This window comes from Nocardioides halotolerans DSM 19273 (assembly GCF_000422805.1).
Taxonomy (GTDB): domain Bacteria; phylum Actinomycetota; class Actinomycetes; order Propionibacteriales; family Nocardioidaceae; genus Nocardioides; species Nocardioides halotolerans.
The window spans coordinates 143890-163739 of record NZ_AUGT01000021.1; the positions used below are offsets into that span (position 1 = coordinate 143890).

Consider the following 19850-nt stretch of genomic DNA (forward strand, 5'->3'; position numbering starts at 1 on the left):
ACATGACGCGAACGGGCCATTGGCAGCCCGTTGCCTCAGCCGGTTGCCTCAGCCGGTGCCCGACTCCGTGTACGCCGGCCCGCCGCCGGCGACGTTCGCGAGCGCCGACTCGATGCGACGCGCGGTGAAGTCGGCGCAGCGCTCGCGCGCCTCCTCGACGGTGCAGAACGCCGCGTCGCGGATCTCGCGCTCCTGTCGCACGATCTCGTCGAGGATCGACGGGTCGTGCTCGCCGCCGTCGAAGACCAGGCACAGCGCGTCGTCCCAGCCGCTCCACGGCGGCAGCCAGTCGGTGAGCAGCAGGCGCCCTGCGGGGAGCTGGAGCGCGAGCTCCTCCTCGACCTCGCGGCTGACCGCCAGCTGGGGCGACTCGCCGACCTCGACGACCCCGCCCGGGAGGTCCCAGTCCTGCTTGTAGGTCAGCCGGCACAGCAGCACCCGCCCCTCCGGGTCGCGGACCAGCAGCTGGCTGATCGCCCGCTTGCGGGGCAGGAACGAGTTGAGCAGCGCCCGGAACCCCTCGGCGTCGGTGACCGGCGGGTCCGTCGCGAGCCGGGCCAGGACCACCACGTCGGTCTGGTCGGGCCGGTCGGCCATGCCCGCCTCGACCCGGCGTACGCCCTCACGCCGGAGGCCGGCTCGAGTGGCGACCCGCAACGACGCCTGGTTGCGAGGATCCACCTCGGCCTCCACGCGCCGTGCGCCGAGAGCCTCGATCGCGTAGTCGACGAGCAGGCGGACGGCCCGGGTGGCGAACCCGAGCCCTCGGTGACCGGCGAAGAGCCACCACGAGAGCGCCGCCGCGGCACCCCGGGGCCGGACCTCCACCGCGCCCACCGGCTCGTCGTCGTGCTCGATGACGAAGCCGATCCGCGTGCCGGCGGTGTCCTCCTCCTGCCAACGCTGGAGGACCTCGCGCATGCCGTCGTGGGACGGTGGTGCGTCCTGGCCGAACCACAGCATGATCTCGGCGTCGTGCCCGGCGACGGCAGCCGCGATGTCGCTCTCGCGCCAGGGCCGCAGTGACACCACGCCGTCGGTCAGGTGAGGTCGGGCAGGCACGCAGTCAGGCTAGTTGGCAGGCTCGTTGGCAGGCGACGTGCCCCGACCATGGCACTGCCCGCACGAAACTGGCGCTTCCGTCGTGGAACTCCATACGGGAAGGTCCAGTTTCACCGGGTACCCGGTGAAACTGCCCCGCGCCCTCACTCCGAACGGGCTCGGAACCACACCGTGGCCAGCGGCGGCACGACGATGTCGGCGTACGCCGGCTGGCCGAGGTGGTCGCCGTCGACGGCGGTGATGCCGCCGAGGTTGCCGACGCCGGAGCCGGTGTAGCCCTGGGCGTCGGTGTTGAGGACCTCGTCCCAGGTGCCGGCCGAGGGGAGGCCGAGCCGGTAGCTCTCATGTGGCACGGCGGCGAAGTTGGCGACGCACACGAGGTCGGGCCCGGAGGCCGAGCGGCGGATGAAGCTGAAGGTGTTGCGGCCGGCGTCGTTGGCGTCGACCCACTGGAAGCCACCCGGGTCGTCGTCGCGCTGCCAGAGCGCGGGCGTCTCGACGTAGACCCGGTTGAGGTCCTTGACCAGCGAGTGGACGCCGCGGTGCTCGGGGTGGTCGAGCAGCCACCAGTCGAGCTCACGCGCCTCGGCCCACTCCGACTCCTGGCCGAGCTCGGCGCCCATGAACAGCAGCTGCTTGCCCGGGTGGGCCCACATGAAGCCGAGGTAGGCGCGCAGGTTGGCCAGCTGCCGCCAGCGGTCGCCGGGCATCTTGCGCAGCAGCGAGCCCTTGCCGTGCACGACCTCGTCGTGGCTGATCGGGAGCACGTAGTTCTCCGACCAGGCGTAGACGAGCGAGAACGTCATCTCGCCGTGGTGGAACGCGCGGTGCACGGGGTCGTGCTGCACGTAGCCGAGCGAGTCGTGCATCCAGCCCATGTTCCACTTGAACCCGAAGCCCAGCCCGCCCTCGGACGTCGGCCCGGTGACCTGCGGCCACGACGTCGACTCCTCCGCGATGGTGGTGACGCCGGGGGTGCGCTTGTAGACGGTGGCGTTCATCTCCTGGAGGAACTGCACCGCCTCGAGGTTCTCGCGGCCGCCGTACTTGTTCGGCGTCCACTCGCCCTCCTCGCGCGAGTAGTCGAGGTAGAGCATCGAGGCGACGCCGTCGACGCGCAGCCCGTCGGCGTGGAACTCCTCGAGCCAGTAGAGCGCGTTGGCGTAGAGGAAGTTGCGCACCTCGTTGCGGCCGAAGTTGAAGATGTGGGAGCCCCACTCCTTGTGCCACCCGCGCTGGGGGTTGGGGTCCTCGTAGAGCGGGGTGCCGTCGAAGCGCGCCAGCGCCCACTCGTCCGTCGCGAAGTGACCGGGCACCCAGTCGAGGATCACGCCGATGCCGGCCTGGTGCAGCCGGTCGACGAGCAGCCGGAAGCCGTCGGGGTCGCCGAACCTCGAGTCCGGGGCGAAGTACGACGTCACGTGATAGCCCCACGACCCGCCGAACGGGTGCTGCATGACCGGCATCAGCTCGACGTGGGTGAAGCCGAGGTCGGAGAGGTACGCCGGCAGCTCGTCGGCCAGCTCCTGCCAGGTCTTGCCGCGTCGCCACGAGGCGAGGTGCATCTCGTAGACCGACATCGGCTCGTGGACGTGCTGCTTGGCGGGGCGCGACGTCATCCAGTCGCCGTCGCCCCACTCGTAGCCGGACTCGTAGACCTTCGAGGCGGTGTCTGCCGGGACCTCGGCCCAGAACGCCATCGGGTCGGCCTTCTCGCGCCACTGCCCGTCGGCGCCGAGCACGGCGTACTTGTAGGCCGTGCCGGACCCGACACCGGGCACGAACAGCTCCCACACGCCCGACTGGCCGAGCTGGCGCAGCGGGTGCTCGCGCCCGTCCCAGCTGTTGAAGTCGGCCTTGAGGCGCACGGCGCGCGCGCTCGGCGCCCACACCGCGAACGAGGTGCCGGAGATCGTGTCGCCGAACGGGGTGTCGTAGTGGTGCACCCGCGCGCCGAGCACGAGCCAGAGCTGCTCGTGGCGCCCCTCGTTGATCAGGTGCAGGTCCATCTCGCCGAGCGTCGGGAGGAAGCGGTAGGGGTCGTCGACGACGTGAGGGTGACCGTCGTCGTAGGTCACCTCGACGCGGTAGTCGGGCACGTCGTCACCCGGCAGGACACCGACCCAGATGCCCCCGTGCTCGTGGGCGAGCTCGTGCGTGCTGCCGTCGCCGTGGCGGATCACGACGCGCTTCGCGAGCGGCTTGAAGACCCGGATCGTCACACCGCCGTCGTGCGGGTGCGGGCCGAGGACCGAGTGCGGGCTGCCGTGCTCGCCACGGACCAGCAGGTCGAGCTCGTCGGCGTCGACGGGGCGGACGGCCGGGGTGCGCGTCTTCATGCTGCTCCGATCCTGGCCACGGCCTGGAGCGGGATCGCCACCCAGGACGGGCGGTTGCGGGTCTCGTAGACAGTCTCGTAGACCGCCTTGTCGGCGACGTAGGCGTTGAGGAGGACCTGCTGAGCGTGGGTCGGCTGGCCCCCGACGTAGGCGTGGAGGAAGTGGTTCTTGTTGCGCTCGGACCACTCCTGCGCCCGGTGGTCGATGCGCGCGGCGTCGGCGTCGTCGCTGGTGCTCAGCGACCGCTCGACCACGCGGGCGGCGTAGTCGAAGCTGCGCAGCATCCCGGCGACGTCGCGCCACGGCGAGTCGGGCAGCTGCCGCTCGGCGAGCGCCTTGGCGGGCTCGCCCTCGAAGTCGACGATCTTCCAGGCCTGCGAGGTGCGCAGGGTCTGGCCGAGGTGGAGGTCGCCGTGCACCTGCTGGACCTCGAGGCCGTCGAGCTTGGAGACCGCGGCGAACGTCGCCCGCAGCGTCGCGGCGTGCTCCGCCAGCTCGGGTACGACGCCCAGCGCGGCCTCGAGCCGGCCGGTCATGGTGGCCGCCAGCTCCGCCGCGGCGGCGGCCGGGCGGGTCTCGGACGGGAAGTGCTCGCGCAGCGCCTCGTGCACCTCGCGCAGCGCCTCGCCGAGCCGGGTGGACTCGCCGGCGAAGTCGCCACCCGAGTCGTGGGCGTGCACCTCGGGGTCGGCGAAGAGCGAGCGCACGCTGGCCAGCGCGAGGTCCCACCCGTCGCTGGCGGTGCGGAGGAACTGCTGCAGCATCGCCAGCTGCAGCGGCTCCCCACCGTCGTCGACGTCGAGCCAGCCGTAGAGCGCGGCCACGTGCCCCGAGCCGGCCCGGGTCAGCACCTCGTGCACGGCGATGTCGGGGTTGGTGCCGGGGGTGACCTTGCGGAACACCTTCATCAGCGCGTCCTCGCCGAACGCCACCGAGGAGTTGGACTGCTCCCCGCTGAACAGCGACGAGTGCGCCTCGAGGTCGAGGTCGTGGCCGGGCAGGCGGTGGAAGCGGAAGGCGCCGACGTCCACGCGGCCGGTGCCGGCCGCCTCGGCGAACGCCCGCTGCCACAGCGCCATGGCGTCGCGGTCGTGCACCGCGTCGTAGGCGTGCTGCCAGCCGTGGTCGGGGTCCTCCCACCAGCCCACGAACGCGTGGTCGAGCCGCCCCTCGGGGGACTCGTAGAAGGCGAGCGGCACCTGGTAGAGCTCGGTCCCGCCCTCGTCGTCGGCGTAGGTGACCTCGACGAGGTGGATCACGACGACCGGCGGGCCGCCCGGCAGCTCGCCGAGGGCGTGCACGTCGGTGACGGTGTAGGGGCGCCCCTTGCCGCCGAACCAGCGCGTCCGGTCGAGGTAGGAGCGGAAGACCTCGGGGTCGAGATGAGGAGGGATCACAGGAGCGGAGCCTCCTCCGGGTCGTCTGGGGGTGTGAGCCGGAACCAGTAGAAGCCGTACCCAGTCAGGGTCAGGAGATACGGGAGCTCGCCGATCGCCGGGAACTGCACGCCGCCGATCAGCTCGACCGGCCGCATCCCCTCGAACCGGCGCAGGTCGAGCTCCACCGGCTGCGGGAAGCGCGAGAGGTTGTTGACGCACAGGACGACCTCGGTCGAGCCGTCGTCGACGACGTGCTCGCGGGCGTAGCTCAGGACCGACGGGTTGGAGCCGCCGAGGTCGGAGAAGGACCCGAGCCCGAAGGCGTCGTGGCCGCGCCGGATCTGGAGCATCCGGCGGGTCCAGTGCAGCAGCGAGGAGGGGTTCTCCTGCTGCGCCTCGACGTTGACGCTCTGGTAGCCGTAGACCGGGTCCTGGATCGCCGGGAGGTGCAGCTTGCCGGGCGTCGCCGAGGAGAAGCCGGCGTTGCGGTCGGGCGTCCACTGCATGGGGGTGCGCACGCCGTCGCGGTCACCGAGCCAGATGTTGTCGCCCATCCCGATCTCGTCGCCGTAGTAGAGGACGGGCGAGCCGGGCAGCGAGAGCAGCAGCGCCGTGAACAGCTCGATCTGGTTGGTGTCGTTGTCGAGCAGCGGCGCCAGACGCCGGCGGATCCCGATGTTGGCCTTCATGCGGGGGTCCTTGGCGTACTCGTCCCACATGTAGTCGCGGTCCTCGTCGGTGACCATCTCGAGGGTCAGCTCGTCGTGGTTGCGCAGGAAGATGCCCCACTGACAGCCGGTCGGGATCGGCGGCGTCTGCTCGAGGATCTCCGAGATCGGGAAGCGCGACTCGCGTCGCACGGCCATGAAGATGCGCGGCATCACCGGGAAGTGGAAGCACATGTGGCACTCGTCGCCACCCGCCTCGAAGTCGCCGAAGTAGTCGACGACGTCGGCCGGCCACTGGTTGGCCTCGGCGAGCAGGATCTTGCCGGGGTACTTCTCGTCGACGTAGCGCCGCAGCTTGCGCAGGAACGCGTGGGTCTCGGGGAGGTTCTCGCCGTTGGTGCCCTCGCGCTCGTAGAGGTAGGGCACGGCGTCGAGCCGGAAGCCGTCGAGGCCCATGTCGAACCAGAACGACACCGCGTCGAGGATCGCGTCGTGCACCGCGGGGTTGTCGAAGTTGAGGTCCGGCTGGTGGGAGAAGAAGCGGTGCCAGTAGTACTGCTGGCGGACCGGGTCCCACGTCCAGTTCGACGGCTCGGTGTCGACGAAGATGATGCGCGCGTCCTGATACTTCTCGTCGGTGTCGGACCAGACGTAGAAGTCGCCGTACGGGCCGTCGGGGTCCTCGCGGCTGGCCTGGAACCACGCGTGCTGGTCGCTCGTGTGGTTCATGACGAAGTCGATGATCACGCGCATGTCGCGCTTGTGGGCCTCGTCGAGGAACAGGTGGAAGTCGTCCACCGTGCCGCACTCGGGGAGGATGTCGGTGAAGTCGGCGACGTCGTAACCGCCGTCGCGCAGCGGGCTCGCGAAGAACGGCGGGATCCAGAGGCAGTCGACGCCCAGCCACTGCAGGTAGTCGAGCTTCTCGATGAGGCCCTTGAAGTCACCGGTGCCGTCGCCGTTGGAGTCGCGGAAGGACCGGACCAGCACCTCGTAGAAGACCGCGGTCTTGAACCAGTCGGGGGTGCTGCCCTCCTGGTCGGGGAACGGGTCGGTGTCCGGCGGCGGCGAGGTCTCCACGACGGTGTGCTCCTCGACCTCGGGGTCGAGGTCGGTCGCGGTCTTCTTGGCGGCCATCAGGACGCCCGCACCGTCAGCACGTGCGCCGGCTCGTGGCCGGGGTCGAGCCGCACGTAGTTGTGCTGGCCCCAGCTCCAGTCGGCGCCGGTGATCTCGTCGTGCACCGCGAAGCTGTCGCCCCAGCTGAAGCCGAGGGCGGGCAGGTCGAGGTGGACGGTGGTCTCCCGGGTGGCGTGCGGGTCGAGGTTGACGACCGTGATCACCGTGTCTCTCTCTCCGTCGGGGAGCTCGGCGGACTTCGAGAACACGAGGACGTTCTCGTCGTCGCTGCTGTGGACCACCACGTTGCGTAGCCGCTGCAGCGCGGGGTGCTGGCGGCGGACCTCGTTGAGCCGGGTGAGGTACGGCGCCAGCGTGCGCCCCTCGGCGGTCGCGCCCTCCCAGTCGCGGACCCGGATCTGGTACTTCTCGCTGTCGAGGTACTCCTCGCTGCCCGGCCGCACCGCGACGTGCTCGAACAGCTCGTAGCCGGCGTAGACGCCCCAGCTCGGCGAGCCGGTGGCCGCGATCGCGGCCCGGACCTTGAAGGCGGCCGGCCCGCCGTACTGAAGGTAGGCGTGGAGGATGTCGGGGGTGTTGACGAAGAAGTTCGGCCGCATCACGTGGTCGGACTCGCTGGACACCTCGCGGAGGTACTCCTCGAGCTCCCACTTGGCGTTGCGCCAGGTGAAGTAGGTGTAGCTCTGGTGGAAGCCGACGGCCCCGAGGCCGTGCATCATCGCCGGGCGGGTGAAGGCCTCGGACAGGAACAGCACGTCGGGGTCGGTGCGGCGGATCTCCTTGAGCAGCCACTCCCAGAACGCCACCGGCTTGGTGTGCGGGTTGTCGACCCGGAAGATGCGCACGCCGTGGCTCATCCAGTGCTTCACGACGCGGAGCACCTCGCGGCAGATGCCGACCGGGTCGTTGTCGAAGTTCATCGGGTAGATGTCCTGGTACTTCTTCGGCGGGTTCTCGGCGTAGGCGATCGTGCCGTCGAGCCGCGTGGTGAAGAACTCCGGGTGGCTGGTCACCCAGGGGTGGTCGGGCGCTGCCTGCAGCGCGAGGTCGAGCGCCACCTCGAGGCCGAGCTCGCGGGCGCGGGCCACGAACGCGTCGAAGTCGTCGATGGTGCCGAGGTCGGGGTGGACGGCGTCGTGACCGCCGTCCTTGGAGCCGATCGCCCACGGCGAGCCGGGGTCGTCGGGTCCGGGGGTGAGGGTGTTGTTGGGGCCCTTGCGGTTGACCTCGCCGATCGGGTGGATCGGGGGCAGGTAGATCACGTCGAAGCCCATCGCGGCCACCGCGTCGAGGCGCCTGGCCGCGGTCTGGAACGTCCCGCTGACGACCGTGCCGTCGGCGTCGGTGGTCGCGCCCTCCGAGCGCGGGAAGAACTCGTACCAGCTGCCGAACAGCGCGCGCGGGCGGTCGGCGTACGCCGGGTAGGGGCCCTCGACCGTGACGAGCTCGCGGATCGGGTGTGCCTCCATGGCCGCCACGAGCGCCGGGTCCTGGAGCACGGCGAGCCGGGCAGCCGGAGGCCGTCCGGCGTCCTTGGCGGCGTCGATGGCGCCCTGGAGGAGCTTGCCCTCGCGGCCGGCCGGGTCGACCTCCGCGAGGACCTTCTCGCACAGGACCCGGCCCTCCTCGAACATGAGGTCGACGTCGACACCCGCCGGGATCTTCAGGCCGGCGTTGTGCTCCCAGGTCGCGATCGGGTCTGACCACGCGTGGATCTCGAAGGTCCACGCGCCGACCACGTCCGGCGTCACCCACGCGTCGTAGCGGTCGGGGACGGACTCGTGCTTGGTCATCCGCACGGGCGGCCGCTTGGTGCCGTCGGGGGCGGTGAGCACCACCTCGGCGGCGAGGCGGTCGTGGCCCTCGCGGAAGACGGTCGCGCGCACGGGGAAGGGCTCGCCGACGGTCGCCTTGGCCGCCTGCCGACCGAGATCGACCACGGGCATGACGTCCATGACGGGGATGCGTCCGACCATTTCTCCAACCTAGCGAGGTCGCGGCGTGGGGGTGCAAGGCCGTCTGTCGCGGCCGGGCACGCGGCCAGTACCCACCCGGGCCGGACGCATCGGCCGGCCGGCGACGTAGGCTCGGGAGGGCGCTGGCGACCGCGCGGAGACGTGAAGGCGGGTGGGCGCGTCCCCATGTCGCACCCACCCGCTTCATCGGTCAACGAGACGTGTGCTGATGCGTTATGCGGCCTCTGACGTGCGACGACTGGTCCAGAGCGGCCGCGGGCGGCGAACGGGGTTGGAACGATCCAAGACATCGCGCTAACGTCTGCGGGTGCGTGCCATCCGACGATTCACCGTCCGCCCCGTGCTCCCCGAGGCCCTCTCGGCACTCGGAGAGCTGGCCAACAACCTGAGGTGGTCGTGGCACCCGCCGACCCAGGACGTCTTCGCCTCGGTCGACCCGGCCCTGTGGGAGTCCACCGGGCGCGACCCGGTGCGGATGCTCGGCGGGGTTGACAAGGCCCGGTTCGCCGAGCTCGCGGCCGACGGCGAGTTCTGCGAGCGGCTCGGCGCGGCCGAGCGTGACCTCGCGGCGTACCTCTCCGAGGACCGCTGGTACCAGCGCCGCGTCCAGGACGGCCCCAGGGCGATCGGCTACTTCTCGCCCGAGTTCGGCATCACCGCGGTGCTGCCCCAGTACTCCGGCGGTCTCGGGATCCTCGCCGGCGACCACCTCAAGGCCGCGAGCGACCTCGGCGTCCCGATCGTCGGCGTAGGCCTGCTCTACCGGCACGGCTACTTCAAGCAGTCGCTCTCGAGCGAGGGCTGGCAGCAGGAGAGCTACCCCGTGCTCGACCCCGACGGGCTGCCGATCTCGCTGCTCCGCGAGCCCGACGGCACCCGCGCGACGATCTCGATCGACCTGCCCGACGGCCCGCCGCTGGTCGCGCGCATCTGGGTGGTCTCGGTGGGCCGGGTCCCGCTGCTCATGCTCGACACCGACGTCGAGGGCAACCCACAGCACTACGTCGACGTCACCGACCGCCTCTACGGCGGCAACAGCGAGCACCGGCTGCGCCAGGAGCTCCTGCTCGGCGTGGGCGGCGTCCGGGCGCTGCGCGTCTTCAGCCGGCTGACCGGGCACCCCTCGCCCGAGGTGTTCCACACCAACGAGGGGCACGCGGGGTTCCTCGGCATCGAGCGGATCCGCGAGCTCACGGTCGAGGAGAGCGGCCCCAAGGTCGACTGGGACACCGCGCTCGAGATGGGCCGCGCGGCGACCGTCTTCACCACCCACACGCCGGTGCCGGCCGGCATCGACCGCTTCCCGCGCACCCTCGTCGAGCAGTACTTCGGCGAGAGCGGCGCCACCCCGGGCGTGCCGATCGACAAGCTGCTGGCGCTCGGCACCGAGGACTACGAGGGCGGCGACCCGACGGTCTTCAACATGGCCGTGATGGGCTTCCGCCTCGCGCAGCGCGCCAACGGCGTCTCGCAGCTCCACGGCCAGGTGAGCCGCGGCATGTTCAACGGGCTGTGGCCGGCCTTCGACGAGGCCGAGGTCCCGATCGGCTCGATCACCAACGGCGTGCACGCGCCGACATGGGTGGCCCGCGAGATGTTCGACCTCGCGGCCGCGCAGGGTGCCGACACCGTGTCCGACGACACCGACTCGGTCTGGGCCGCGGTCGACAAGGTCCCCGGCGCCGACGTGTGGGCGGTCAAGCGTCAGCTCCGCGAGCGACTCGTCCTCGACGCCCGACGCCGGCTGGCCAAGTCGTGGCAGCAGCGCGGGGTGGCGAAGGCCGAGCTGTCGTGGATCGACTCCGCCCTCGACGCCGACGTGCTGACCATCGGCTTCGCGCGCCGGGCGGCGTCGTACAAGCGGCTGACGCTGATGATGCGCGACCCCGAGCGGCTCAAGCGGCTCCTGCTGCACCCCGAGCGGCCGGTTCAGCTCGTGATCGCCGGCAAGGCGCATCCGGCCGACGACGGCGGCAAGAAGCTGATCCAGGACATCGTCAAGCTCTCCGACGACCCGGAGATCCGGCACCGGATCGTGTTCCTGCCCAACTACGACATCGCGATGGCGCAGCCGCTCTACCCCGGCTGCGACGTCTGGCTCAACAACCCGCTGCGCCCCTACGAGGCCTGCGGCACGTCGGGCATGAAGGCCGCGCTCAACGGCGGCCTCAACCTGTCGGTCCTCGACGGCTGGTGGGACGAGTGGTACGACGGCGACAACGGCTGGGCGATCCCGACGGCCGACGGCGTCGAGGACGTCGACAAGCGCGACGACCTCGAGGCGGCCTCCCTCTACGACCTGATCGAGCACGAGGTCGCACCGCGCTTCTACGACCACGACCAGGACGGCGTGCCGGTCCGGTGGCTCGAGATGGTGCGCCACACGCTCAAGTCGCTCGGCCCCAAGGTGCTCGCCACCCGGATGGTCCGCGACTACGTGCGCGAGCTCTACGCGCCGGCGGCCGGCAACGCGCGGCTCCTCAACGCCGACTACGCCGGCGCGGCAAGGCTCGCCGCGTGGAAGAAGCGGGTGCGGGCCGCGTGGCCCTCGGTGAAGGTCGAGCACGTCGAGTCCTCGGGCGTCGGCGACGCGGCCGAGGTCGGCGCGATCCTGAGCGTCCGGGCGTTCGTCTGCCTCGGTGACCTGTCGACCGACGACGTCCACGTCCAGGTCCTGCACGGCAAGATCGACAGCAACGACGTCCTCACCGACGTGACCGTGATGGACCTCGGCCCCGCCGAGAGCTACGACGGTGGTCGCTACCGCTTCGACGGCGACATCGAGCTCGACCGAGGCGGTCCCTTCGGCTACACGGTGCGCGTGATCCCGCGCAACGAGCTGCTCACCTCGGTCGCCGAGCTCGGGGTCGTCGCGATCGCCTGACCCCCGAAGACCTCGGTCACCTCGGGGACTTCAGGCGCGGCTCAGAGGTCGGCCGCGGCGACGGCTGCCGACAGCGGCTCGAGCGCGGCGACGAGCTCGTCGAGCTCGGCCGGGCTCAGGGCGTCGTACGCCGGCGCGGCGAGCTCGTCGGTGAGCGCCTCGATGCTCGCCTTGCGCTCGCGGCCCGCGTCGGTGAACCGGCCCTCGGCGGTCACCAGCCCCCGCTCGCGCAGCCCGTCGACGACAGCGGCCAGCTGCTCCCCGGGCAGGTGCGAGACCCGGCCGAAGTCCTCGGCCCGCATGTCGAGCGAGAGCGCGAGGAGCACGTGGGCCTCGGTGCGCCCGATCCCGTGCGCGGCCAGCGCGATGTTGTGACCGTCGCCCCGGTGCTCCCGGAGCAGGGTGGCGCCGTGCCACAGCCGGGCCACCGGCTCCTCCGGCACGGCGACCGCGCGGAGGCCGGCGTACAGCGCCCGGCCCTCGGTGGGTGCCCTGCTGCCGGCCCGGACCGCCAGCTCGCCGGCCCGGACGACGCCGGGGCAGCCGACGAAGTCCCCGAGCCCGTGCCGCAGGGCGTCGGCGCTGCCCCGCTCGCGGGTCTCGAGAGCCTGCGCCGGCGTCATCAGCGACCAGACGCGGGGGATGTGGCGAGCCACCTCGCCGGGCGCGAAGTTGTAGAAGACTGCGTCGACCACCTCGGCCGGCGCGTCGCCGAGGGGCGCGGCCCGGCCCGCGAAGTAGCCGTCCCAGTAGCTGCGACAGCCGAGCGCGAGGAACCGGTCGTTGCAGATGCCAGAGAACGTCGCCATCGCGATCGGCTCGAGCAGCTCGAACATGCGGCGGACGGTCGAACGGGGGTGGGGCATCGGTGATCGCTCCTGTGCGTCGTGGGGTGCTCCCGGAGGGAGCCGTCACCGCTACCACGAACGCGGCTGCCCGGATACGACAACCGGGGGCCGGTCAGGTCGACAGCGACTCGTCGGGCAGTGCCGCGAGCTCGGTGCGTGAGGTGATCTCGAGCTTGCTGAAGACGTTGCGCAGGTGGAAGTCGACGGTCCGCGGGCTGATGTAGAGGCGGGCGGCGACGTCCTTGTTGGAGAGGCCCTGGCGCACCAGCCCGGCGATCTGCGACTCCTGGGCGGTCAGGCCCGTGGGCACGAGCCGGTCGCCGCGGCGGGCGGTCTCGCCCGAGGCGCGCAGCTCCTGCCGGGCGCGCTCGGCCCAGGAGGTCGCCCCGAGCTCCTCGAAGGCGTCGAGGGCGGCGCGCAGCGGCGGGCGGGCGTCGGTGCGGCGGCGGGTGCGGCGCAGGTGCTCGCCGAGCGCCAGCTGGGTCCGGGCGCGCGCGGGACGCCGGGGAGAGCGCTCGTGCCACTCGAGCGCCCGCAGCAGGTTGTGCTCGACGTCGTCGCCGAGGACCGCGCGGCCGTGGTGGACCACCGCCCACGCCCAGGCCATGTCGGTGCCCTCCGCGAAGGCGTGGAGCTCGGCGAGCCACGCCTCGGCCAGGTCTCGCCGGTCGGCGCGCACGGCGGTCTCCACCCGGTCGAGGGCAGAGAGCCACCTCGCGACCGGCAGGTCGATCTGCTCGAGGTGGTGCAGGGCCGTCGCCGGGGGGACGTCCGGCTGCCGGGCGGCCGCCCAGTGCGTGAGGCCCGAGACGATCCCGGTGATCGCACCGCGTGGCGGGCGCTCGGCGAGGGCGGCCTCGAGCTCCTCGAAGACCTGGGGGGCGCGGCCCTCGCCGCGCAGCGCGGCGACCAGCGCGAGCTCGGCGAGAGGGAACGTGACGAGCTCGTCGAGGCCGAGGTTGCGGTCGAGCAGCAGCGCCTCCTGGGCGGCGGTGGTCGCCTCGGACCACGCGCCCGTGGCGATCCGGAACACGGCGCCGCGGGTGAGCGCGTGCTCGATCATCGTGATCGCTCCTGCGTCGCGGGCCTGCTGGAGCTGCAGGTCGTGCAGGTCGATGGCGCGCTCGTCGTCCCCGAGGTGCAGGGTGGCGATGGCGAGGTTCGACCGGAGCAGGGGCGGGGCGCCGGGGCCGAGGGGCGTGTCCCACGCCCGGCGCAGGGCGCGTGCCGCGGTGGACCAGTCGTCGCGGCTCACGGCGGTGAACCCCTCGATCAGGGCGGCCGCCACGACCTGCTCGGGTCCGTCGGCGGCGGTCGGCGCCGGGGTGATCGTGGCCGGGTCGGGTGCGTCGCCGGCGCGTGCCCCGAACGACGCGAGCGCGGACGCCAGCACCGCGAGGACCCGGGCCCGCTCGACGTCGTACGCCGCCGCGGCGGCAGCCGCCCGGCACACGATGCGGTAGCCGTCGTCGAGCGACCCGGTGTTCCACTCGACCTGCCCCTGGAGGACGAGGAGCTCGACGCGCAGCACCGGGTCGTCGGCGTCGACGAGCGCGGCCCGGACGATCCGGTCCGTCTCGAGCGCGCGGCCGGCCGACCAGCTCGAGACCGCCGCGTGGTGGAGCCGCTCCGCGCGGGCGGCCGGGTCGAGGGTGAGCTCGGCGGCGCGGTGCCAGGCCGCGGCCGCGGCCTCGTGCCCGCCGCGGGCCTGGGCGCGCTCGGCGGCCTGCACGAGCGCGGTGACGACCTCCTCGTCGGGACCCTCGGCGGCCGCCGCCAGGTGCCAGGCGCGCCGGTCCTCCTGCGGGGTGCCCGCCAGCGCGTCCGCCAGGGCACGGTGCACGCGGTGCCGCGCGGAGGTGGTGGCGGCGCCGTAGATCGCCGAGCGGACCAGCGGGTGACGCAGCGTCACGGCGTCGTCGTCGACCCGCACCAGCTCCGACCGCTCCGCCCGGTCGAGGTCGCCGATGCCCGCGCCGAGGGCCTCGGCCGCGCGCAGGACGGTCGCGGTGCGTCCGGTGTCGTCGGCCGCCGCGACGAGGAGCAGGGTCCGGGTCTCGTCGGGGAGGCGCCGGTAGCGCTCGAGGAACGCCTGCTCGACCCCGGCCGTCAGGGGCAGCCGCTCGGGCAGGCGCTCGCGACCGGCCAGCTGCTCGGCGTTCAGCGCGCCGGTGAGCTCGAGCAGCCCGAGGGGGTTGCCGCCGGTGGCCGCGCGCAGCTCGGCGCGCACCTGGGCGGCGACCGGGGTGCCCGACCGGTCGGCGATGAGCGCGTCCGCGGCCTGGCCGTCGACCCCGGTCAGCTCCAGCACGGGCAGGTCGCGGACGTCGAAGGCGCCGGTCTCGTCGTCACGCACGGCGAAGAGGAGTGCGACCGGCTCGCCCTCCAGGCGGCGGGCCGTGAAGAGGAGGGCGGCGGCGGAGGCGTCGTCGAGCCAGTGCGCGTCGTCGGCGACGGCCAGCACGGGGCGGTCGGCGGAGACCTCGCTGAGCAGGTTGAGGGTGGCGAGATAGACGAGGTGCCGGTCCGGCACGCCGTCGCCGGTCTCGCCGAACGCGGTCCTGAGGGCCTCCGCCTGCGGTGCCGGCACACCGTCGAGGTGGCTCAGGACCGGTCGGAGCAACCGGTGCAGCGCGGCGAAGGGGAGGGGCGCCTCGGACTCCACGCCTCGGGTGCGCAGCACCGTGAGCGTCTCCCCGGCCGAGTCGACGACGCTGTCCACGAGGGCGGTCTTGCCCACGCCGGGCTGCCCACGCAGGAGGAGGGCCGCACCCTGTCCGTCGAGGGCCCGGTCGGTCAGGGCGCGCAGCTCCGCCTGCTCGCGCTCCCGTCCCCTCAGCACGGCCCGCACCCTAGCGCCGCCTGCGGGGTGCGCGGCCGTCACGACCGGTCCGTCACCCGCGGACCGGGCACCCGAGCCGTTCGAGCACGGCCACCACGTCGTTGCGGTCGGCTGCCGCTCGCGCGGTCACGACGAGCGTGCCCGACGCGGCGTCCAGCTCGCAGGCCCGAATGCGGGGGTGCCGCTCCAGCTCGGCGCGCACCTGAGCGGCGGTGGCTGGATCGACCGGGCCGGCGAGGTCGAGGACGACCGAGCCGACGAAGGTGCGGGGCGTGCCGCGCATCATCGCGCTCTCCTGCTGGCTCGGCACGCGGCCGGTCCCCGGTGCGGGCTGCACCGGGGACCGGCTGTGCGGGGGCGGGTCCTGGACGTCAGTGGCCGTGGCCGTGGGCGTGGCCGTGGCCCGCGGGCACCGCGGCGTCCGGGTCGTGCCGGGGGAGCAGGAGCGTCGGCACGAGCAGCGCGGCCAGTCCGATCGCCACCGCGACGAACGCGTCCTGGCTGCCACCGACGATCCCGGCGGGGGTGGTGAGGTCGCCGGCGACGGCGGTCAGGGCCGCCACCCCGAGAGCGGCACCGATCTCGTGGCCGGTCATCAGCAGGCCCGACCCGAGGCCGGACTGCTCCGGAGCGACGTCGCTCATCGCCGCGACGGAGATCGCCACGAACATCGGCCCGACACCGAGGCCGAGCAGCGCGAACCCGGGCAGCACGTCGGTGACGTAGCTCGGGTCGGCGTCCACGCCGGCGAGCACGAGCGCGCCGGCTGCGGCGATCACGAGGCCGGTCACGATCAGCCGCTTGGCGCCGACGTGGGCGAGGAGGTGCGACGCGACGGCGGCCGAGGCCGTGATGAACGCCGCGAGGGGCAGGAACTGCAGCCCCGCGACGAGCGCGGACGACCCCAGCACCTGCTGGAGGTAGAGCGAGCTCAGGAAGATCGCGCCGACGACGGCGCCGGTGACGCCGGCCATCACGACCGACGCGGACACCAGCGACCGGACCCGCCAGGTCGCGGGCGGGACGATCGGGGCGGCGACCTTGCGCTCGTTGACGACGAACCCGGTCAGCAGCGCGGCCGCGGCGCCCGCCGCTGCCAGGGTCTCGACGGCCGTCCAGCCGTGGCTGGTGGTCGACTCGACGGCGTACACCAGCGCGAGCAGGCCCGAGACGAGCAGCAGGGCGCCCGAGACGTCCAGGCGGCGGCGACCCGAGGTGGAGGCCGGCATCGACGGAACCTTGGCCAGCACGCCCACCAGCACGGCGACGCCGATCGGCACGTTGATGAAGAAGACCGCGCGCCAGTCGAACGCCGTGGTCAGGATGCCGCCGAAGAGCACGCCGGCGGCGATGCCCATGCTCGCGACGGTGCCCCAGAGGGCCAGCGCGGTGGCGCGCTGCCGGCCGGCGTAGCTCGCCATCACGATCGACATCGCGGCCGGCGTCAGCATCGCCGCGCCGGCGCCCTGGGCGCCGCGGGCGAGGACGAGGTTGAGGGCCGAGTCGGCGAACCCTGCGGCGAGCGACCCGGTCGTGAACACCACGAGGCCCGTGAGGAACATCCGGCGCCGGTCGAACAGGTCCGCCATCCGCCCGCCGAGGAGGAGGAACCCGCCGCTGAGCAGGACGTAGGCGCTGACCGCCCACTGGTAGTCGCCCGACGACAGGCGCAGGTCCGTGGCGATGCTGGGAAGCGCGACGTTCACGACGCTGACGTCGAGGACGACCATCACCTGGGCCGCGAGCATGAGCGCGAGGACGGTCCAGGGGCGACGCGGCGGCTCGGCGTCCGGGCCGGTGTGATGCGGGCCGGAGTGATGCTGGCCGGTGTGGTGGCCGGTGTGGTGGCCGGTCTGGTGGTGGCCGTGACCGGCCGGCCGGTGGTGGAGCTCGGTGGACATCTGGTTCTCCTCTGGGTCGAGCCGGCTCGTGCGGTGCCGGCGTCGAGAAGAGTCGTCGAGGTGGCTCACCGGTCGCGCTGGCGAAATCGCCGGGTTCGCGAGACCTGGTGACCCGGCGCCCGGAGGGGTGCGAGCGCTCCGGAACCCGGCGATCTCGCCGGTGCGACCCGGCGGTCCCCGCCACGACGGTGTAGCCATGACTCTCAGCCCCGCACCCGCCGTTGCCGCCTCGCCCCTGCCGGCCGAGCGCGCCACGAGCCGACGCCGAGCCCTCGCGCTCGGACTGCTGGTCTCGGCGCAGTTCGTGGTCATGCTCGACACCTCGATCGTCAACGTGGCGCTGCCGTCCATCGAGGCCGACCTCGGGCTCAGCGCGAGCGCGCTGACCTGGGTCGTCAACGCCTACGTCCTGACCTTCGGGGGCCTGCTGCTGCTCCTCGGGCGGGTGGCGGACCTCGTGGGACGCCGCCGGATGTTCGGCGTCGGTGCCGCGCTGTTCACCGTGGGCACCCTGCTGGCCGCAGCCGCCGGCACGGGGTGGCTCCTCGTCGCGGGTCGCGTCGTGCAGGGGGCCGGGGCCGCGGCGCTCAGCCCCGCGGCGATGTCGCTGCTGCTCGTGACCTTCCCCGGCGAGCAGCGTGCTCGCGCCATGAGCCTGTGGGGCGCCGCATCGGCGATGGGCGGCGCGACCGGCGTCTTCGCCGGAGGACTGCTGGCCGGCGCCTTCGGCTGGTCCTCGGTCTTCCTCGTGACCGTGCCGGTCTCGGTGGCGGCCGTCGTGCTGAGCCGCCGGGTGCTCGACGACAGCGCGCGAGGCGTCAGGCGCCGCTTCGACGTCAGCGGTGCCGTCTTCGTGACGGGCGCGGTCGTCGCCCTGGTGCACGGCGCGCTGGGCGTCGGGGAGGGCGGCTGGCTCTCACCGCGGGTCGTCCTCGGCCTCGGCGGCGCGGTCGTGCTCCTGGGCGCCTTCGTCGCCGCCGAGCGCCGCGCGGCCGACCCGCTGGTCCCGCTCGAGCTCTTCCGCTCCCGCGTGCTCTCGGTCGGCGTCGCCCTCGCCGTGACGGGCGGCGCGACCCGGGCGTCCAGCTTCGTGCTGGTCGCGCTGTACCTCCAGAAGGAGCTCGCGATGGCGCCCGAGCGGGGCGGTCTCGCGATGGTCCCCACCTCCCTGACCGGCCTCGCCGTCTCCCTGACCCTCCTGCCCCGCGTCCTGAAGCGGTTCGGCCCCCGCCGCGCCATGATCGGTGGGCTGCTCGTGCTGGCCGCCGGACAGCTGTGGATCGCCCACGCACCCCTCGGTGCCGGCTACGCGGTCGGCGTGCTGCCCGGGCTGCTGCTGGTGGCCACCGGCGTCGCGCTGAGCTTCACGCCGACCACGATGGTCATCGCGTCAGCGGCCCCCGACACCCACGCCGGGCTGGCCTCGGGGCTCGCCAGCTCGGCGACCCAGGTCGGCGCCGCTCTCGGCACGGCCACCTTCATCGGCATCGCCCTGGCGGGCTCCTCAGGCTTCACTGCAGCGTTCACGGTCGCCGCGGCGGTCGCGGTCGCCACGGCGCTGCTGGGGTGCACCGTCGCGCGGCGCTCCTGATCGGCTCACGTGCGTCGGTGGAAGGTGTACTTCCCGGTGGGGAGTTGGTCGAGGTGGTAGCGGGGGTCGTGGGCTCGTGCGTGGTGGTGGGGGCAGAGTGAGATGAGGTCGCGGAGGTTGGTGTTGCCGCCGTATGTCCAGCGTTTCTGGTGGTGGGTGTGGGTCATGCCGGGTGGCCAGTCGCAGCCGTCGATCTCGCAGCCGCAGGCTTCGATGGTCTTGGCGATGCGTTGGGCCTCGGAGGCGAAGCGCTGCTTGCGGCCGAGGTCGAGGACGTGGGACTTGCCGTCCAGGACTGCGGGGAGGACGCCTGCTTCGCAGGCGAGCCGCCGTGCGGCACCGGGGGAGAGTCGTTCGCCGGTGTCGAGGTGGGCGGCCTTCAGCCGGCCCTCGAGCGCGTCGAGCGTCATCATCACGACGACGGTGGCGTTGAGGCCGCCGGCCTTGGGGAGCTTCTTGTTGGGGTAGCGCTGGATGAGCTCGACGAACGCTTCTCCGAGGCGCTGCGGGGTGGGTCTCCGCTCGCTGAGTGGTCCTTTGGATGCCTGGTGCTTCGGCGCGGCCAGGGCGAACAGGTGCTTCTTGAGCATGGCGCCGGTGAGGGTGTCGAGGGTGAAGCGGCCGTGGGTCGTGCCGTGCCCGTCGTCCCAGATGGTCAGGCGGGTGGCTGCCGCGGCCCGGCGCTCTTCTCCTTCGAGGAGTGTGGCTTCGTGGGCGTCGGCGGTCTCGGGGGAGGTGACCTCGAGGATCCGCCTGCCGAGGACCTTCAGCTGCTTGGCGTCGAACTCGCGTGCGTACTCCAGGAGCCGCCGCTCGGCCTCAGCCGCGATCGCCGCGTCGAGGTCGTCGGGCAGGTCGGCGAGCGCCCGGAGGATGGCCTCGGATTGCTCGACGTGCACCCGACCGTCGGCGAGCGCGGTCCTGGTCGCCTCATGCAGCTCGAGCCCGTCGGCGAGCCGCATGGTCCGGTGGGCGTGGGTCTTCGTGGTGCGGGTGGTGGCGGCGTGCCAGGTGGCGGTCGAGGTCGCCCCGGTCTGGCCGGGGAGGTCGACACGGCCGGCGTGGGTCAGGAGTCGTGCTTCGAGCTCGGCGAGCTGTGCCTTGGCGGACTGGACTTCGGCGATGGTAGCGACGGTGTCGTCGGCGTTCATCGACCACACCGGTGTGTCCGCGACGGCGGAGAGTTCTTCACGCACGCCAGTGACCGCCCGGGTGACCGG

The 19850-nt window shown here is 72.7% G+C and carries 12 protein-coding genes; 2 read left to right on the forward strand and 10 right to left on the reverse strand.

Translation table 11 applies throughout. From position 1 onward, the window contains the following. Positions 1–48: 48 nt before the first annotated feature. The 5 genes from G514_RS0106090 to G514_RS0106110 all read right to left on the reverse strand — a co-directional run bounded on the left by G514_RS0106090 (position 49) and on the right by G514_RS0106110 (position 8564). Complete coding sequence (locus tag G514_RS0106090; protein WP_028651024.1) at positions 49–1062, reverse strand: NUDIX hydrolase; 1014 nt, start codon at positions 1060–1062, stop codon at positions 49–51. 143 nt (positions 1063–1205) lie between these two features. Beyond that, a complete protein-coding gene (gene glgB, locus G514_RS25205; RefSeq protein WP_036563770.1) occupies positions 1206–3401 on the reverse strand; it encodes a 1,4-alpha-glucan branching protein GlgB in 2196 nt (731 codons plus the stop codon). After that, complete coding sequence (locus G514_RS0106100; protein WP_028651025.1) at positions 3398–4798, reverse strand: maltokinase N-terminal cap-like domain-containing protein; 1401 nt, start codon at positions 4796–4798, stop codon at positions 3398–3400. Before G514_RS0106100 ends, glgB begins: the two co-directional genes overlap by 4 nt. Then, a complete protein-coding gene (treS, locus tag G514_RS25210) occupies positions 4795–6585 on the reverse strand; it encodes a maltose alpha-D-glucosyltransferase (protein WP_084151819.1) in 1791 nt (596 codons plus the stop codon). Before treS ends, G514_RS0106100 begins: the two co-directional genes overlap by 4 nt. Then, complete coding sequence (locus G514_RS0106110; protein ID WP_028651026.1) at positions 6585–8564, reverse strand: alpha-1,4-glucan--maltose-1-phosphate maltosyltransferase; 1980 nt, start codon at positions 8562–8564, stop codon at positions 6585–6587. Before G514_RS0106110 ends, treS begins: the two co-directional genes overlap by 1 nt. 307 nt (positions 8565–8871) lie before the next feature. On the opposite strand from G514_RS0106110, the gene glgP reads away from it, so the two are divergent. Then, positions 8872–11448, forward strand: a complete 2577-nt coding sequence (gene glgP / locus G514_RS0106115; RefSeq protein ID WP_028651027.1) for an alpha-glucan family phosphorylase — start codon at positions 8872–8874, stop codon at positions 11446–11448. Positions 11449–11489: 41 nt separating this feature from the next. On the opposite strand, the gene G514_RS0106120 is transcribed toward glgP, so the two are convergent. From G514_RS0106120 to G514_RS0106135, 4 genes are all read right to left on the reverse strand, one after another. Beyond that, a complete protein-coding gene (locus G514_RS0106120; protein ID WP_245582116.1) occupies positions 11490–12284 on the reverse strand; it encodes an SCO6745 family protein in 795 nt (264 codons plus the stop codon). A 124-nt stretch (positions 12285–12408) separates the two neighbouring features. Next, positions 12409–15138 carry an ATP-binding protein gene (locus G514_RS0106125; RefSeq protein WP_028651029.1) on the reverse strand — a complete coding sequence of 910 codons (2730 nt, stop codon included), beginning with the start codon at positions 15136–15138 and terminating at the stop codon, positions 12409–12411. A gap of 52 nt (positions 15139–15190) precedes the next feature. Beyond that, a complete protein-coding gene (locus G514_RS0106130) occupies positions 15191–15448 on the reverse strand; it encodes a hypothetical protein (RefSeq protein WP_157544625.1) in 258 nt (85 codons plus the stop codon). Between the two features lie 61 nt (positions 15449–15509). After that, positions 15510–17039, reverse strand: coding sequence for an MFS transporter (locus G514_RS0106135; protein WP_084151821.1), 1530 nt, complete (start codon positions 17037–17039; stop codon positions 15510–15512). 196 nt (positions 17040–17235) lie between these two features. Here G514_RS0106135 and G514_RS0106140 point away from each other — a divergent pair, with 196 nt between their 5' ends. Then, positions 17236–18630: an MFS transporter gene (locus G514_RS0106140; RefSeq protein WP_036563772.1), complete on the forward strand. Its 1395-nt coding sequence runs from the start codon at positions 17236–17238 to the stop codon at positions 18628–18630. A gap of 5 nt (positions 18631–18635) precedes the next feature. On the opposite strand, the gene G514_RS0106145 is transcribed toward G514_RS0106140, so the two are convergent. Further along, a partial coding sequence (locus G514_RS0106145; protein ID WP_084151827.1) for an HNH endonuclease signature motif containing protein occupies positions 18636–19850 on the reverse strand: 1215 nt, incomplete at its 5' end.

Excerpts from the sequence above, each read along its gene's own strand:
- G514_RS0106140 (WP_036563772.1), top strand. The coding sequence starts at position 17,236 with ATGACTCTCAGCCCCGCACCCGCCGTTGCCGCCTCGCCCCTGCCGGCC.
- glgB (WP_036563770.1), bottom strand. The coding sequence starts at position 3,401 with ATGAAGACGCGCACCCCGGCCGTCCGCCCCGTCGACGCCGACGAGCTC.
- treS (WP_084151819.1), bottom strand. The coding sequence starts at position 6,585 with ATGGCCGCCAAGAAGACCGCGACCGACCTCGACCCCGAGGTCGAGGAG.
- G514_RS0106120 (WP_245582116.1), bottom strand. The coding sequence starts at position 12,284 with ATGTTCGAGCTGCTCGAGCCGATCGCGATGGCGACGTTCTCTGGCATC.
- G514_RS0106135 (WP_084151821.1), bottom strand. The coding sequence starts at position 17,039 with ATGTCCACCGAGCTCCACCACCGGCCGGCCGGTCACGGCCACCACCAG.
- G514_RS0106110 (WP_028651026.1), bottom strand. The coding sequence starts at position 8,564 with ATGGTCGGACGCATCCCCGTCATGGACGTCATGCCCGTGGTCGATCTC.